General features: G+C 56.6%; 11 protein-coding genes. All 11 read left to right on the forward strand.

Going from position 1 to position 15,682, the window contains the following annotated elements; translation table 11 throughout:
- Positions 1–10 precede the first annotated feature (10 nt).
- The 11 genes from ACFSKT_RS01105 (at position 11) to ACFSKT_RS01155 (ending at position 15,566) form a co-directional block, all read left to right on the forward strand.
- A complete protein-coding gene (locus ACFSKT_RS01105; protein ID WP_377719959.1) occupies positions 11–838 on the forward strand; it encodes a carbohydrate ABC transporter permease in 828 nt (275 codons plus the stop codon).
- A gap of 154 nt (positions 839–992) precedes the next feature.
- On the forward strand, positions 993–3,038 hold the full coding sequence (locus ACFSKT_RS01110) for a CBM35 domain-containing protein (protein WP_377719960.1): 2,046 nt from the start codon (positions 993–995) through the stop codon (positions 3,036–3,038).
- 246 nt (positions 3,039–3,284) lie between these two features.
- Entirely contained in the window at positions 3,285–4,736 is a 1,452-nt protein-coding gene (locus ACFSKT_RS01115) for an RICIN domain-containing protein (RefSeq protein WP_377719961.1), read from the forward strand.
- A 156-nt stretch (positions 4,737–4,892) separates the two neighbouring features.
- Positions 4,893–6,062, forward strand: a complete 1,170-nt coding sequence (locus ACFSKT_RS01120) for a DUF4317 domain-containing protein (protein WP_377719962.1) — start codon at positions 4,893–4,895, stop codon at positions 6,060–6,062.
- Positions 6,063–6,295: 233 nt separating this feature from the next.
- Complete coding sequence (locus ACFSKT_RS01125; RefSeq protein WP_377719963.1) at positions 6,296–6,970, forward strand: hypothetical protein; 675 nt, start codon at positions 6,296–6,298, stop codon at positions 6,968–6,970.
- Positions 6,971–7,136: 166 nt separating this feature from the next.
- Positions 7,137–7,391: a hypothetical protein gene (locus tag ACFSKT_RS01130; protein ID WP_377719964.1), complete on the forward strand. Its 255-nt coding sequence runs from the start codon at positions 7,137–7,139 to the stop codon at positions 7,389–7,391.
- Positions 7,392–7,639: 248 nt separating this feature from the next.
- Positions 7,640–9,949: an AraC family transcriptional regulator gene (locus ACFSKT_RS01135; protein ID WP_377719965.1), complete on the forward strand. Its 2,310-nt coding sequence runs from the start codon at positions 7,640–7,642 to the stop codon at positions 9,947–9,949.
- The gene (locus tag ACFSKT_RS01140; RefSeq protein ID WP_377719966.1) at positions 9,946–11,439 is read left to right on the forward strand and encodes an extracellular solute-binding protein; all 1,494 of its coding nucleotides are present in this window, start codon (positions 9,946–9,948) and stop codon (positions 11,437–11,439) included. The genes ACFSKT_RS01135 and ACFSKT_RS01140 overlap by 4 nt, the downstream gene beginning before the upstream one ends.
- Positions 11,440–12,029: 590 nt before the next feature.
- The gene (locus tag ACFSKT_RS01145) at positions 12,030–12,995 is read left to right on the forward strand and encodes an ABC transporter permease (protein ID WP_377719967.1); all 966 of its coding nucleotides are present in this window, start codon (positions 12,030–12,032) and stop codon (positions 12,993–12,995) included.
- Positions 12,996–13,029: 34 nt separating this feature from the next.
- A complete protein-coding gene (locus ACFSKT_RS01150; RefSeq protein ID WP_377719968.1) occupies positions 13,030–13,902 on the forward strand; it encodes a carbohydrate ABC transporter permease in 873 nt (290 codons plus the stop codon).
- A 119-nt stretch (positions 13,903–14,021) separates the two neighbouring features.
- Positions 14,022–15,566: an extracellular solute-binding protein gene (locus ACFSKT_RS01155; RefSeq protein WP_377719969.1), complete on the forward strand. Its 1,545-nt coding sequence runs from the start codon at positions 14,022–14,024 to the stop codon at positions 15,564–15,566.
- Positions 15,567–15,682 lie beyond the last annotated feature (116 nt).

Raw genomic sequence — 15,682 nt, forward strand, 5'->3', positions numbered from 1 at the left:
GGGGGCTGCCGTGAAGCCGCGCATATGGATGAAGCCGACGGCGCATCTCTTCTTGCTGCTCGGGTCGGTTATCATGCTATTCCCGTTTATTTGGTCCGTCTGCACGTCGCTCAAGAGCGTGAACGAGGTGTTCACGTATCCGCCCCGGTTCTTCGGGGAGGAGCTCAAGTTCTCGAACTACACGAACATGTCCGATCGCTTCCCGATCGTTCAGTTTTTCTTCAATACGCTCAAAATCACGGTCATCGTGGTCGTGAGCCAGCTCATCACCAGCTCTATGGCCGGCTATGTGTTCGCCAGGCTGCGGTTTCGGTTCCGGGAGGGGCTGTTCGGCCTCTACCTGGCTACGCTCATGGTGCCCGCTCAGGTCACGATGATCCCGACGTTCCTGCTGATGAAATATTACGGCCTGCTCGATTCGCACTGGTCGTTGATCCTGCCGTCGCTCGTATCGGCCTTCGGGACTTTCCTGCTGCGCCAATTTTTCTCCACGATCCCGGAAGCGCTCGAGGAAGCGGCCAAAATCGACGGCTGCACGCCGTTCGGCATCTACTGGCGCATTTTCATCCCATTATCGAAGCCGGCCTTGGCCACGCTCGGCATCTTCATCATGCTCGGCACGTGGAACGATTTCGTCAATCCGCTGGTGTACATCAATTCGATGAGCAAAATGACGCTCACCCTCGGCCTGGCCAACATGCAGGGGCTGTATTCGACGGACTGGCCGGCCTTGATGGCGGCGACCGTCCTGACCGTGCTGCCGATTCTGATCGTGTTCTTAAGCGCGCAGGATATATTCGTTCGCGGCGTTACGCTGTCCGGGTTGAAGGAAGGGTAGGGTAGCGGAGGCCGCCGATCCGTGACTCGATCGTCATGAAAGGGGGTGGGCTAAAGGATATCGGCGCTCTGCGGCTGCCTCTTCCGCAAGGGGAGCACCGACGGCACGCGCTGCATGGAAAGTTCGGCAACACATTACTCGCGGAGGTGCAATTGTGAAGAAAATCGTGGTTTACGCGTCATTAGCCGCCATGCTGGGCGGTCTGATCTCGGCATCGCCGGCGCATGCGGCATCCAATCTGACCGTGGATTTATCGAGCGTGATCGGGCCGGTTACGCACGGCTCGGCCGGCTCGCTCTATGGCGTGATCGAGAATCAGCCGGACAACAATCTGTTCCTCCCCTTGCGGGCCAAGGCTTATATCAACCCGGCCGTCGCCGGCTATCAGCAGCCATGGGGAGCCGTCATCCCGGTCGCGCAGCGGCTGGCGCCGTCCGGCAGCCAGGTAACGGTCCGTCTAGCCGACTGGTTCACCGGGTGGTACGACTATACGAACCTGCAGGATTGGTTCAACAAGATGACGACGACCGTGAACGACGTGAAGGCGGCGGGACTTGCGAACGTGTACGGCTACGAGCTATGGAACGAACCGGACGGCACCTGGAAAGGCAAATTCGTCGGCAATATCGATTATAGCGACAGCTATGTCGAGTATACCGTCAGCGTGCCGACGGCCAAAGCGTACGCGATCGCGATCCGGTATGCGAACGGCACGGGGGCGGCCTCTACGCATCAAGTAAGCGTGAACGGCGGGGCAGCCGTTACGGTCTCGTATCCGAATACGGGAGGATGGTTCGGCTCCGGCGCAGCGTCCACGCAGACGGTGACGCTCAACCTGCAGGCAGGCAGCAACAAGATCCGGTTCGCCAAAGGCAGCGTCGGTTATGCGGAGCATGATTACATCGATGTGACGGGCGCAAGCCCGGTCCGCTACGAAGCCGAGAATGCGACGGTCAACCGCAGCATCGTGCGCAACGGCGGCTACGCTTCCTCCAATGTGTCCGGCAACCTGACGTTCCGGGAGTTCTTCAGCCAGTCGCACAAAAAATTGAAGCAGCTCGATCCTTCAGCCAAATCGATCGGTCCTTCGCTCGCGGGTTATTCCCATGCCGCCATGCTGGATTTCATGACCTATCAGAAGGCGCAGAATACGCTTCCGGATATTACTTCATGGCATCAGCTGCTGAACGAGAATTTTACCGCCAATTACAATGATTATCGTGCGATCGAAGCATCGCTCGGCATTGCCGCGCGCCCGATCTCGATCAACGAATACAGCGGCGCCGGGTGGCTGGAGGACGAAGGGAAGCCAGGGGTCGTCGCGCCGCTGATTGCCAAGTTCGAGCGGCTGAAGATCGATACCGCGATGCAAAGCTATTGGGATGTACCGAATCCCGGCCGGTTGGGCACGCTGCTGGCGAGCAGCACGCAGCGCAACGGCGGCTGGTGGTTCTATAAGTGGTACGGCGACATGTCCGGGAACATGGTAAGCGTGACGCCGCCGAACGTGAACGACATCCTCGCGCTTGACGGGTTCGCCAACGTGGACGCGACCAAGAAGTATGCCAGCGTCTTGTTCGGCGGCGTGACGGACGGCTCCGTCAATGCCGTCATCAAGAACTTCCCGTCGTTCTTCGGCGGCAACGGCAGCAAGGTACACGTGCGCGTGGATTGGACGCCTTTCGTCAACCGGAGCACCGCCGTCAACTCGACCAAGACGCTGCTCGAAGGCGATTATACGATCAGCAATAATCAGATTACCGTCCCGATGAGCGGGCTGTACAACAATGATGGCTACCGCATCTCTATCACGCCGTACGGTCAGGCGACCAACGTATACGAAGCCGAGGATGCGGCGGTCAACCGGGCGAACATCGCCTCCGGCGGGACGGCATCGGGCGGCAAGTACGTCGCGCAGATCGACCATAGCGACAGCTATGTTGATTTCTACGTGAACGTGCCGACTGCGAAGACGTACACGATGACGATTCGGTACGCGAACGGCACGGGCGCGAACGCGACGCACAATTACGCGTACAACGGCGGCGGTTGGTCGACGGTTACGTATCCCGCGACGGGCGGCTGGGGACAATTCGGAACCGTGAACGTGAACGTGAATCTAACGGCCGGCGACAACATTATCCGATTGGCGAAAGGGAGCATCGGGTATGCGGAGCTGGACAGCATCACGTTGAATTAAGACGCATAACTACGCAGCAGCTATCAGCGCCGCCGGCCGTATGGCCGGCGGCGCTTTTGTCATCGGAGAAGGAGTCAAAATAACGCGATAAGTGGTCAATATCGCGTCACCGTTCTTGCCCCGCATTCACATATCCTGAGAGAGAAGGGTGCGAACGAGAGGCCCGGAAGGGAGGTCAATCGTAAACCTTAATCGGATGGTGTTCGCATACCAATCCGCGCATAACTAACGGATGGAGGTCCATGTATGATGCACAAACGAAGAATGACCGTCACGCTAGCTTTGGCGCTGCTGCTGCTCGTCGCCGCGGGAATGCCGATGTTCGCCGGGACGGGCGCGGCCGCGCCGGTCAGCCTGCTCAACGGCGTGCAATTCAAGACCACGGACGGCCAAGCGCTGCATGCGCACGGCGGCGGCGTCATCAAGGTCGGGAGCTACTATTACTGGGCGGGGGAGAATCGGGACGGTACCAATTATGTCTCCCTCTATCGCTCGACGGATTTGAAGAATTGGTCGTTCCGGGCGCATATTCTATCGAAGTCTTCGGCCTCTGAGCTGGCGACGGCCAACATCGAACGGCCGAAAATCATTTATAATGCCGCCACGAACAAATACGTGCTGTGGGCGCATAAGGAGAACGGCGTCGACTACGGAGAAGCGCGGGTCGCCGTCGCCTCTTCGACCAACATCGAAGGGCCTTATACGTATCACGGGAGCTTCCGACCGCTTGGGTACGACTCCCGCGACATGACCGTATACAACGATAACGGCACCGGCTACCTGATCTCGGCGACGAAGGTGAACGCGGATCTGAACATCTACAAGCTGACGCCGGATTTCCTCGGCGTCGAATCTTTGGTGACGACCTTGTGGCCTGGGCAATACCGGGAGGCGCCGGCGATCTTCAAGCGAGGCTCCACGTACTTCCTCCTGACCTCCGGCGCGACGGGCTGGAATCCGAATCAAGCCAAATATGCGACGGCCTCGAGCATTACCGGAACGTGGAGCGCCTTAGCGAACTTCAGCGACGCGACGACTTACGGTTCGCAGTCGACTTACGTGCTGCCAGTCGAAGGCTCGAGCACGACCTCGTATTTGTATATGGGCGATCGCTGGGCGGGGGCATGGAGCGGGCCGGTGAACGACTCGAAGTACGTGTGGCTGCCGTTGACGTTCCCGACCTCGACGACGCTCGCCATGACCTGGTATCCGAAACTCAATATCGACGCGGCGACCGGAGAGGTGAGCGGCGTGCCGTTCGCGATTGACACGAACGCGTATTACGAAATCGTCAGCCGGAAGAGCAACAAGCTGTTGAACGTACGAGGCAGCTCGCTTGCGAACGGGGCCGACGCCGAACAACTGACCGATGCGAATCTGTCCAGCCAGCAATGGCGATTCGTCGACGCGGGCGGCGGTTATTACAAAATCCAAAATCGCGCCAGCGGCCTCATCCTCGGCTTAACGAACGGCAATACAGCGGACGGCACGATCATCGAACAATGGACGGACGGCGGATATACGAACCAGCAGTGGCAGCCCGTCCATGCGGGCGGCGGGTTCTTCAAGCTGAAGAACCGGGCATCCGGCAAACTGATCGATGTCTCTTCCGGTTCGCTGGACGACGGGGCGAATGTGATCCAATGGACGGACAACGGCGGCGCCAATCAGCAGTGGCAGATCGTCGAGGCGAATTAGCAGGCAAGCCAGTAGGGGCGCTCCGTTATCGGAGCGCCTCTTTTTGCATCATCGACAAAGACGATGCCCGCCGGTTCACCTTTTACTTACAATCCTCCGGCTTGATCGTATATACTGGTAAAGCCATATCACATATTAGGAGCTGTCTGACGGACCATGATCAAAAAAGAAATCGCGCACATTCGCAAGCAATTCAAGCTGGATCACGATTTGCTCAATAATTACGACATTCTCAACGTGTATATTATGAAAGACAGCAGCGAGATCTATCATTGGGAGCGTCAGCCGTTCGCCCTGGTGGACCGAGAGAAGCAGGAGCTGCATATGGGCAACTTCAAGAAGCTGTTGTCCGGCGAGCTGGGCCAGAAGCTGTTCGAATTAAAGTTTCATGATACGGTGGAAGAGGGCGAACCGACAATGGTGCTGCTCCACCAAGCGCTCATCACCGGCGATCCGGAGGAGTGGCAGGACCTGATGCTTCATCTCGTGGCGAAGATGATCAAGGATCGAAAATACGAGAAGGACACGGTCGTCACGTTCATCCGCGGACAATATTTCCGGCCGACCAAGAGCCGCAACGACGAAGCAGAGGAGACCGGGAAGGACGAGATGTTCGCGCACCCGTTCATCCTGTGCAGCGTCAATTCCACGGAGCAGCAGCGGAAGACGCTCATGTTCGATTATGTCGAGCGCGAGTTCAAATACAACGTCTTCGTCGATCCGATCATCAAATTAAGCACGCCGGAGCAAGGGTTCTTCTACCCGAGCGTGACGGATGGCTATTCCGACATTAACCGGGTGCTGTATTGCTCGGGCAAAGCCAATGAGCCGAATTTGCATTTCGTCGAGCAGGTGCTCAATGCCGAGCCGACCGTGACGGCGCTGGAAGAGCGGACGATTTTCGAGGATATCGTGAAGGAAGTCGCAGGCGAGACGCTCGACGCGAGCACGATCGCGTCCGTGTACGAGGAGATCAACCGGGTCGTCGAATCGCACGAGACGGAGGAACCGCCGACGCTCGACTTCAAGGACGTGGAGCGGCTGCTGACGGCGAGCGGCGTGGAGGACGTGACGAGCGAGAAGGTGGAGCAGGCGTTCCAGACGGTCGTCGACGACCGCAATTACGAGATCAAAGCGAGCAGCGTCGTGCCGAAGTTCACGTCCAAATCGATCCGCATCGATACGAAGATCGCTACGATCACGGTCAGCCCGCAGGATTTGAAGCATGTCAAGCAGGTGAATTTCCAAGGCCGGAAATGCTTGTTGATCGAAGTGGACGAGGATGTCGCGATCGAAGGCTTCACGCTGGCGACGGAGAACTTATAGCATTCGTCGGGCCCTCTCTATCTGGAGAGGGTCTTTTCGCGTTTGTCATTATTCTCCTGCGATACGCGCGCTTGAAAAATAATGGAACATTCATGCGGAAACAAACGTCATTAAAGTAACGCGTGACTATAGCTGAACAAACACCAGAACGAGACTGCCGGCATAAATCGGTAGGGTAACTGGTGGCACTAGCACCGAATGGAACTTGGTACTTAAAAGGAGGATCAGGACGCATGCGAGAAGAACAGGAAATATTCGCGGGTAAAGGATTTAACAGGTCGTACGCAATCGCTATCGGTCTGCCGATTTTGAATATGAGGGGCAGCATATCGCGTGAAAGTGGCCAACTACCGTTTCCGTGGGTGTCAACGGGCATCAAGATTGATAAAGAACAGATGTTGGAAACCGTTATGAAGCAGAAGACGCTCGAGGATTTGTTCAAGATGCAATTCAGTAAGGAGGAAATGACCGACCGCAATTTGGTTGTTGGCTGTTATGAATACAAGGCTCCGAATGACAAGGACCAAATAACGCTATATGCGCTGGTTTCATTGAAGGCATTTCTCGCGAGATACGGCGATGAACGGGCATCGGAGATTCTGACGCGAGTGGGCTGCGCATTCGAGGAGATTATGGCGGAATGCGATGAAGCCATTGAAGAACACTATGCCGTGTTGCGTCAGGCACTTCATAAGAAGCATCTGAGAGAAAAATATGACATCGTTTACGAGTGGGTTGAAGTGGAGGGGCAAAAGCCGTACATAAACAGATACACCAAATCGGGGTATAAGAAGATTGAAGCTGAATCATTCGAAAAGTTGACCAAACTCTACGAAGAGCAACGGAAGAAGGATGCAAAGAAGACGTTCTCGACTCTGGAGCCGTTAGAAGCATTCATGCAAGCATAAGAAAACCGCCCCTTCACCGGGCGGTTATTCAATATTTCATCGAACGAAGATTCGAGGAATAACCAGCCATAGAGAAGATTCTCGACAGTCGCATCTGGCAGTGTATTTAGCCGGCTTCTACTTCATTGCTGTGCTTCTGTATTAATACTTTGGTGGTTTTGGCACGTTGAACCGAGACGTAGCAACCTCATTCCTGGAAGGAGAGTTGTCTGTTTTCCGCTACATCAATTCCTTGTCCCGCCAGCCTGTTGACGATATTGAACCAATCGTGATTAATGGATGGCACTCTTGCGAAAAAGGCAACTTGGGTTACGCTTTAACACGAACTGACGATGGAGTTATAGGGGAACGTTCAATAACAAAAAGCGAGCACGCCGAGGCGTTGCTCGCTTTTTCATTTGGTGAAAATGCAGCTTACTGAGAAGATGATTATGGAGGTAGGTAGATAGGGGGCTAAAGAATCTTGACGATCGGTAGGGAGCGGGATACCATGAGGAGGGTTATCCCTATTACTGGAAGCTATCCTTTCCTCAGATCGATCGCGTACAGCCAAGAAGTTTCATCGTGCCTATTGCATGCAACGCCTCGGGAAGCGATGATGCGAGTAAAACGTTATTTGAAGCATATCCGTGCCTCTTCTACGGCGGAAGGCATCCAGGAGGTATCCGGTTGAGAAACTACTTGCTGCGCTTGTTATCATACAGCCTTATATTAGGTATACTTCCTTCTGTTCTGATCGGCATCCTCTCGTATTCCATTGCCTCGGGGGACATCGAGAAGAAGGTCAAGGACGTCAATATGCAGTGGTTGGCACAGACGCAGCTGCGCGTGGAGCAGATGCTCAAATCGATCGAGAAATCCGCGACGCAGCTGGCCAACTCCTCGCTGGTGAAGGCATCGATGAACATCAATTACGGCTCGGAGGATTTCGAATCCGTTCGCGAGCTTTCCAAGGAAATGTACAATTTGCAGTCCAGCGACGTCGTGATCACGCAAGCATATCTTGTGAACTTGAACAAAAACTGGGTGCTCAACTTGAACGCGCTGAAGCCTTTGAGCCAGTTCGAGAATCAGGAGGAGTTCAGACGCTACGCGAAAGAGCCCAAGAGCATCCTGTGGTATACCGGTCTCGCGTCCTCGAACGGGGATTTCGCCGAGCCGGTGCAGTCTGTCACGATGGTGCACAAAATCCCGATCCTGCCGCAGACGAATCAGCCCCAAGGCTTGCTCGTCATCCGCATCGTATCGTCCGAAATTAAGAATGCGCTTACATTTACGAATGCACAAAACTCAAGCTATGTGATGGACCGTTCCGGAGCGGATATTCTGGGCACCGAAACGAATCGGGACTCCTACAGGGAAGTCAATCGCGCCGTCGCCGAACGGCTGGCCGACCGGTCCGCGCAGCCTTCCGGCTTGTTCAATATGAAGGTGGACGGAGAGGAGGTCGCCGTTCTCTACCGCGCATCCGCCTTCAACCGTTGGACGTACGTATCGGTCGTCTCGATCGGGGAGCTTAAGAAAGAGACGCAGAAAATCGCGGAGTTGACCGTTATGGTGTGCGCGGTCATCCTGCTCGTCGTACTGCTCGCCGCCTTATATGGCAGCCGGCGGATGTACCGGCCCATCGGTCATTTGTTCGAAGTGGCGCGAGGATTGGGCGGGCACGGCCATGAACAGTCGATTCCGTCGAAGCGGGATGAACTGGCCTTTATTAAGCACAGCATGGAATCGCTTGCCGTATCGCGGGAACGCGTGGAGCAGCAGCTGCTCGGCCAAGCGAGCCACTTGAAGGATTTCTTCGTCTTCAAGCTGTTCGCCGGGCAGATCACGGAGAACGATTATATGTACCGCTCGGCGATGCACGATTTCCCCGCCGGCTGGAAGCGGCTGGGCGTCCTCGCGCTGCAGATCGACAATCTGCAGGCAACCCGGTACGAAGAGGAGGACCGGGAGCTGCTTCTCTACGCCGTCGGCAATATCGTGCAGGAGGTCATTCCGGCATCGGTCCGCTTCGCGCCGATTACACTCAACCAATCGCAGGTTACGCTGGTTGTCACGGATCTCGAGGAGCCCGAAGCGGTCCAGCGGCGCTTCTACGAGCTGGCCGAGGCGATCAAGCGGAACGCGGAGCAGGTGCTGCAGCTCAATGTAAGCGTTGGCATTAGCAACCCGTTCCTGCATTTGACGGATACCGTCCAAGCGTTCGGGGAATGTTTGACGGCGCTGCAGGCCAGGATCAAGCTGGGGCCGGAAATTATCGTCCACTACGGAGACGTCGCGAACAGTCCCGGCGCCGAGCATGTGGAATATTCGCATCTGAAGGTGCTGGAGGAGCGCCTCGTCTACGCGATCCGGGAATTGCAGCCGGAGCAAGCCGCCGACGTATTCGGGCAATATTTGAACGCGCTGCTGTATAAGGACGGCTGCTTGCAGGAGCATCAGATGCTGCTGCTCCAGCTGGTATCCCGGCTGCTGCAGCTTGTCCAGGAGCAGGGCATCCGGGTGAACAGCGTGCTGGCGGACGCGGGCGCGATGAAGCGGCTGCTGCAGCTGCAGACCCGCGAAGAAATCATGCATTGGTTTACGTGCAAACTGTTCAAGCCCATGATTCGGATCTTATCGGAGAAGGCCGACAGCCAGTTCGTGAAGATCGCGGACCGATTGGTGAAATTGATCCAGGAGCAGTATGACCGGGAGATTACGCTGGAGTCGTGCTCGCAGCTCTTGAACTATCACCCGGTCTATCTGAGCCGCATCTTCAAGCGAGAGATCGGCGTTCCGTTCAGCGAGTACCTCATGGATTACCGGATGAAGATGGCCAAGGTCATGCTGGAGACGACCGAGCTGAAAGTATCGGAGATCAGCGAGAAGCTTCATTATAACAATGTCAGCTCGTTCATTCGCGGCTATAAGAAAATCTATAACATTACGCCCGGTCAATACCGGGAATCGATGTCGAAGGAGAGCACGGTATGATCAAAGGCTCCGCCGTCTTGCTTGCCCTCATGCTCTTGGCCTGCTCCATAACCTCGTGCGCGCCGTTCAGCGCGGATGAAGCCGAACCGGGCGCCGAGACGTTGTACTTGCCGATCGGGGCAAGCCTGGTCGGCGAGCTCCCGCCCAGCAATAACGAGGTGGAACAAGCGATCGAAGCGTATACGAACACGGATATGCAGATTCAATGGATCCCGCTGTCCGCCTACGACGACAAGGTGCGATTGATGATCGCGTCCGGCGAGCTGCCCAAGCTGATCAAGCTGAGCAATTCGCCGACGTACTTGGCTTCCTTGAAGGCCGGCCAATTCTGGGAGATTGGCCCGATGCTCCAAGATTATCCGAATTTGGCGGCGCCGGATCCGCGTTATTACGACCACATTGCCGTCGGGGGCAAAATCTACGGCATCCCGTTGTTTCGCGATCTCGGCCGCGCGGTCATCCAGTACCGGAAGGACTGGTTCGACCGGTTAGGTTTGTCGGTACCGGTCACGCTCGAGGACTGGTATCGGGTGATCCGCGCGCTTGCGCTCGAAGATCCGGATGGCAACGGCAAGCACGATACGTACGGGATGGTGCTCGAGAAGCGCTATAATCAGGACGCCAGCTCGCTGTTGACCCGGATCTCCGTCTCCCAAGGCGGTCCCAACAAGTGGAAGGTCGAGGCGGGGCGATTCACGCCGGAATTCATGACCGAACCGTTCTTCGAGACGATGAAGCTGTTCAGGCGACTGTACGAGGAGCAGCTGATCAATCTGGATTTTACGCTGGTGGATACGATCGAGACGTCGAAAATCTACGATTCCGGCCGCGCGGGCATCGTCGTCAACGGAGGGAACGCCCAGACGTGGCAGGATAAGCTGGTCAAGTCCGTCCCCAATGGGACGGTGGACGTTGCGCCTCTGACGGGACCAAGCGGCGTCCGGCTGCCAGGCGAGCCGGGGAACGCGGGCTTCCTGGCGATTCCGAAGGACGCCGTGCAGGCGGAGAGCGAGGTGAGGCGTATTCTGAAGTTCCTGGATATGCTGCTCGCCCCTCCGATGCAGACCGTGATCTCGCACGGCATCGAGAACCGCCATTGGGCGGCGAAGGGGGAGTATTCCGAAGTGTTGAACCGCACCTTGAGCCTGAAGGAGGTCAAGCCTTACCGGGATATTCTGCCGAACTTCGGCGAGGATCTGGCTGACATCCAGCCGGTTCGTCAGCCGGACCTATTCCTTAAGAATCAGCGCATTGGGGCCATGTACCGATCGTATCTCGTCATGAACCCGGCGCTTACATTGGATTCCTACACGAACGAAGAGCGAGGCAAAGAGCTGGACATTCTCATTACCGATGCGCAGACCCGGTACATTATGGGCCATCTGGACGAGGCGGGGTGGCAAGCGGAAGTGGAGAAGTGGCGGCAAGCCGGCGGCGACCGGATGATTGCGGAATACGAAGAAGCGTATAGGAAGGACATCCATTCGTAAGCGCGAAGCGCGGCGGTGATCACACAGATCACTGTCGCGCTTTTTTTATTGCATAGGAAATGATGCTCCAAAAAAGAAAAAACGTAAAGCGTGTCCGCCAAGCGGACGTAAGCGAGGGTCGGCACGCAAGCCAGATAACACCTCGAACAGACGAGTCACCACCCCAAGGCAAAACGTCACGAACGAAGCTCGAACGAAAGCTTTGTCCAACGGACAATCGCGGGCTCACCCCGAAAGGACACATCGAAGACGGCCGCGTAGAAGGCACGCTTATTTCGGGAGTCCAGAGGGACGAATCCCTCTGGTTCCCCTCAGCGGAGGGGGAAGGGGGAGGGAGCAAGAAGGGGGAGGGAGCAAGAAGGTGAGGGAGCAAGGAGGGCGGTGGAGGCGAAAACAACGGGTTAACAAGGGCGGAGCCCTTCAGGTTCACCAGGTACACCAGGTTATCCGATGCACATCGGAAAGTTGCCCCATGTTTACGCCACGCGGATACATGCGGATACCAGTCATCAGGTTGCGCCAGCCCTATAGTCGGTCATCTGCTGACGATCTAATAATGGGAGACAGAACGATAAAGGAGGTAGCGAGAAATGAAGCAAGACGTCGTTGCTTCGGCGGGCCCTCCCGCATTAGGGGGCGCGGATGGCAAGTCCGGCAAGCTGCTGAAGGATCTCATTCGGGACAAGTGGTTATATATGATGCTGCTTCCCGGAGTGCTGTTTTTTCTCATATTCAAGTACGTGCCGATGTACGGGCTATTAATGGCGTTTCAGGATTACAAGCCCTTCACCGGCTTCATGAACAGTCCATGGGTCGGATTCAAGCACTTCGAGCGTTTCTTCTCCGAGCCGCAATTCGGCATGCTGTTCCGGAACACCGTCATCCTGGCGATCTACAACCTGGTCTTCTTCTTCCCGCTGCCGATCATCCTGGCGCTCATGATGAATGAAGTCCGGCACGCCAAGTTCAAGAACTTCGTGCAGACGCTGGTGTACATTCCGCATTTCGTCTCTTGGGTGGTCGTCGTCGGCATCTTCTATATGCTCTTCACGACCGAGAACGGCATCATCAACGAGCTGCTCGATCGGTTGACCGGCGACAAAATCGCGTTCCTGCTCGAGCCGGAATGGTTCCGGACGATGATCATCTCCCAGTCGATCTGGAAAGAAGTGGGCTGGGGAACGGTCATCTTCCTGGCCGCGCTGGCGGGCGTGGACCTGCAGCAGTACGAGGCGGCGCGGATCGACGGAGCCGGCCGCTGGCGCCAGCTGTGGCATATTACGCTGCCGGCGATTCGCAGCACGATCATCATTTTGTTCATCCTTCGCTTAGGCAACTTCCTGGATTCGGGCTTCGAGCAGATCTTCCTCATGCTGACGCCGACGAACCGCGAGGTGGGCGAAGTGTTCGATACCTATGTGTACACGAAAGGCATGACGCAAGCGCAGTACAGCTACAGCACGGCCGTCGGATTGTTCAAATCGGTCGTCGGCCTCGTGCTCGTCCTGGGCGCCAATTGGCTGGCGAAGCGGTTCGGGGAAGAGGGCGTGTACTGATGCCGCCGATCAAACAGAAAGGAGCAATGTCGTGATGACGCAAGATAAAACGCTCGGCAATCGCATCTTCGATGCCACCAACGCCTTCACGCTGCTCGTGATTGCGCTCGTCTGCGTGCTGCCGTTCGTCTACGTGACGGCAATCTCGTTCACCAGTCCCGCGGAGGTGGCCAAGGGCGGCTTGATGCTGTGGCCGAAGGAGTGGTCGCTGGCCGCCTACCGCTACATTTTCTCCACCGATACGTTGTTCCGGAGCATGCTCGTCTCCATCTATATCACGGTCGTGGGGACGCTGATCAACCTGTTATTCACGTCGCTGATGGCTTATCCGCTGGCCAAGACCCACTTGCGGGGCAGACAGACGATTCTGCTCGGCGTGCTCATTACGATGCTGTTCAGCGGCGGAATGATCCCGACGTACTTCGTCGTGAAGGAGCTCCACTTGACCAACACGTTATGGTCGCTCATGCTCCCCGGGGCGATCAGCGCCTTCAACCTGATCGTGCTCAAAAATTTCTTCCAGCAAATCCCCGACGGACTGGAGGATTCGGCGCGGATCGACGGCTGCAACGACGTCGGCGTGCTGTTCCGGATCGTGCTGCCGTTGTCGCTGCCGGCCATGGCCACCTTCGGGCTGTTCTACGCCGTCGGCCACTGGAATCAGTTTTTCAACGCCATTCTGTACATCAACGACAACCGTCTGTATCCGATCCAAGTGCTGCTGCGGCAGATCGTCATCTTGTCCCAGAGCAGCATCGGCGACACGTCGATCGAACAGACGGAGATCCAGCCGCTGACGATCCGGATGGCCGTCATCGTGTTCGCGACCGTCCCGATTTTGCTTGTTTACCCGTTTCTGCAGAAGCATTTCGCCAAAGGGGTCATGCTCGGTTCGGTTAAAGGCTGAACGTCTCGAAGGTTAAGGGAACGGCCGCGTTTCGCTATGAAGTCCGAGGCCGCCCGCGCGCGGAGACGGATTTTCCATAGATCATATTCAGAATGATCAAATGACGGAGGGGTTAACGTATGGGAAAAAAAATAGCGCTCGCCTTGGGAAGCGCGCTGCTCGCAAGCACCGTGTTGTCCGCCTGCAGTTCCGACACGAGCAACAATGGTCAGTCCACGAACGGCAACGCGCCGGCGACAGGCAACAATCAAGCGCCTGCACAGGAGGAGAAGCCGCTCGAAATCACGTTCGCTTCCCACCTCCCCGGCGAAGCGCCGGCGGAAGACAATCCGTTCGAGCAAGCGCTGGAGAAATACACGAACACGAAGCTAACGATGCAGTGGATTCCGAATTCGGGCTACGACGACAAGATCAACGTCATGATCGCCTCCGACGAGCTGCCGACAATCGTGAAGGTCAGCTATGTGCCGAATATCATCAGCACGATGCAGAACGATATTTTCTGGGAGATCGGCCCCTATCTGAAGGATTACAAGAACCTGTCTGCGCAGCCGGAGACGTATTACAACAACATCAAGGTAGATGGCAAGCTATACGGCATCCCGGTGTTCCGGCCCGTCGGCCGCGCGGTGCTGCATTACCGCAAAGACTGGTTCGACGCGAAGAGCCTGACCGTGCCGAAGACGCTCGACGAGTGGTACAACGTCATGAAAGCGGTAGCCGAAGGCGACCCGGATCAGAACGGCAAGCGAGACACCTACGGCATGATGCTGGACAAAAATTACAACCAAGGCACCGCCTCCATGTTAACCCGGCTTAGCGTCTCGCAAGGCGGACCGAACAAATGGAAGGTGGACGATCAAGGCCAGTTTACGCCGGAATTCATGACGGACGAATTCTTCCATACGATGAAGCTGTTCCGACGGCTGTACGAGGAGAAGCTCATCAATCAGGATTTTGCGGTGAGCGATGCGACCACGATCGACAAGGCGTACGAATCCGGCCGCGTAGCGGTTCGTATCTCCGGCGGCAACGCGCAGTCGATGCAGACGAATCTGGAGAAGGTCGTGCCGACGGCCGTGATGGATGCGGTAGGCCTGGAAGGACCACAGGGCATCCGGGTGCCGGGCGAGAACGGCAACGCGGGCATTTTGACCGTGCCGAAGTCGTCGGTCAAGAGCGAAGAGGAGCTGAAGCGGGTGCTCGCGTTCCTGGACCAACTGCTCGACAAGGAAATGGTCAATCTCATCAATAAAGGGATCGAAGGCAAGCACTATAAAGTGGAGGGCGACGTGACGGTTCCGCTCGACAAGGACGCCGACGCCAAGGAAGTGAAGCCATACCGCGACGTGCTGCTCCAACGCGGCGAAGCGTACAACATGGACCGTCCGATGCAGCAGACGCCGTTGTTCAAGAAGAATAACGAGATCGTCACGGAGAACGAGAAGCACGCGGTGCCGAATCCGGCGCTTACGCTGCTGTCGGCGACCTACACCGACCGCGGCGCCGATCTGGAGCTGATGATCACCGACGCCGAGACGAAATTCATCATGGGCAAGATCGACGAAGCCGGCTGGCAGGCAGAGGTCGAGAATTGGAAGAACGCTGGCGGGGCGCAGATGATGGAGGAGTACAAGGAAGCGTATTTGAAGGTGCAGCCATAGTTTGATATTCGCAGACTTTCGTCAACAGGGCGAGAACTGGCTTATTCGTAGTCGCGTCCCGCGAGCTCGGGACGCGGCGCCGGTCCTCCATCCCGCAGTGAAGGATTCCTATTCGC

Origin of the sequence: Paenibacillus xanthanilyticus (assembly GCF_042682185.1) — a bacterium.
Lineage (GTDB): Bacteria > Bacillota > Bacilli > Paenibacillales > Paenibacillaceae > Paenibacillus_Z > Paenibacillus_Z xanthanilyticus.

Coding starts and splice junctions, on each gene's coding strand:
- ACFSKT_RS01125 (WP_377719963.1), top strand. CDS start 6,296: ATGCGAGAAGAACAGGAAATATTCGCGGGTAAAGGATTTAACAGGTCG.
- ACFSKT_RS01140 (WP_377719966.1), top strand. CDS start 9,946: ATGATCAAAGGCTCCGCCGTCTTGCTTGCCCTCATGCTCTTGGCCTGC.
- ACFSKT_RS01150 (WP_377719968.1), top strand. CDS start 13,030: ATGACGCAAGATAAAACGCTCGGCAATCGCATCTTCGATGCCACCAAC.
- ACFSKT_RS01115 (WP_377719961.1), top strand. CDS start 3,285: ATGATGCACAAACGAAGAATGACCGTCACGCTAGCTTTGGCGCTGCTG.
- ACFSKT_RS01145 (WP_377719967.1), top strand. CDS start 12,030: ATGAAGCAAGACGTCGTTGCTTCGGCGGGCCCTCCCGCATTAGGGGGC.
- ACFSKT_RS01120 (WP_377719962.1), top strand. CDS start 4,893: ATGATCAAAAAAGAAATCGCGCACATTCGCAAGCAATTCAAGCTGGAT.
- ACFSKT_RS01155 (WP_377719969.1), top strand. CDS start 14,022: ATGGGAAAAAAAATAGCGCTCGCCTTGGGAAGCGCGCTGCTCGCAAGC.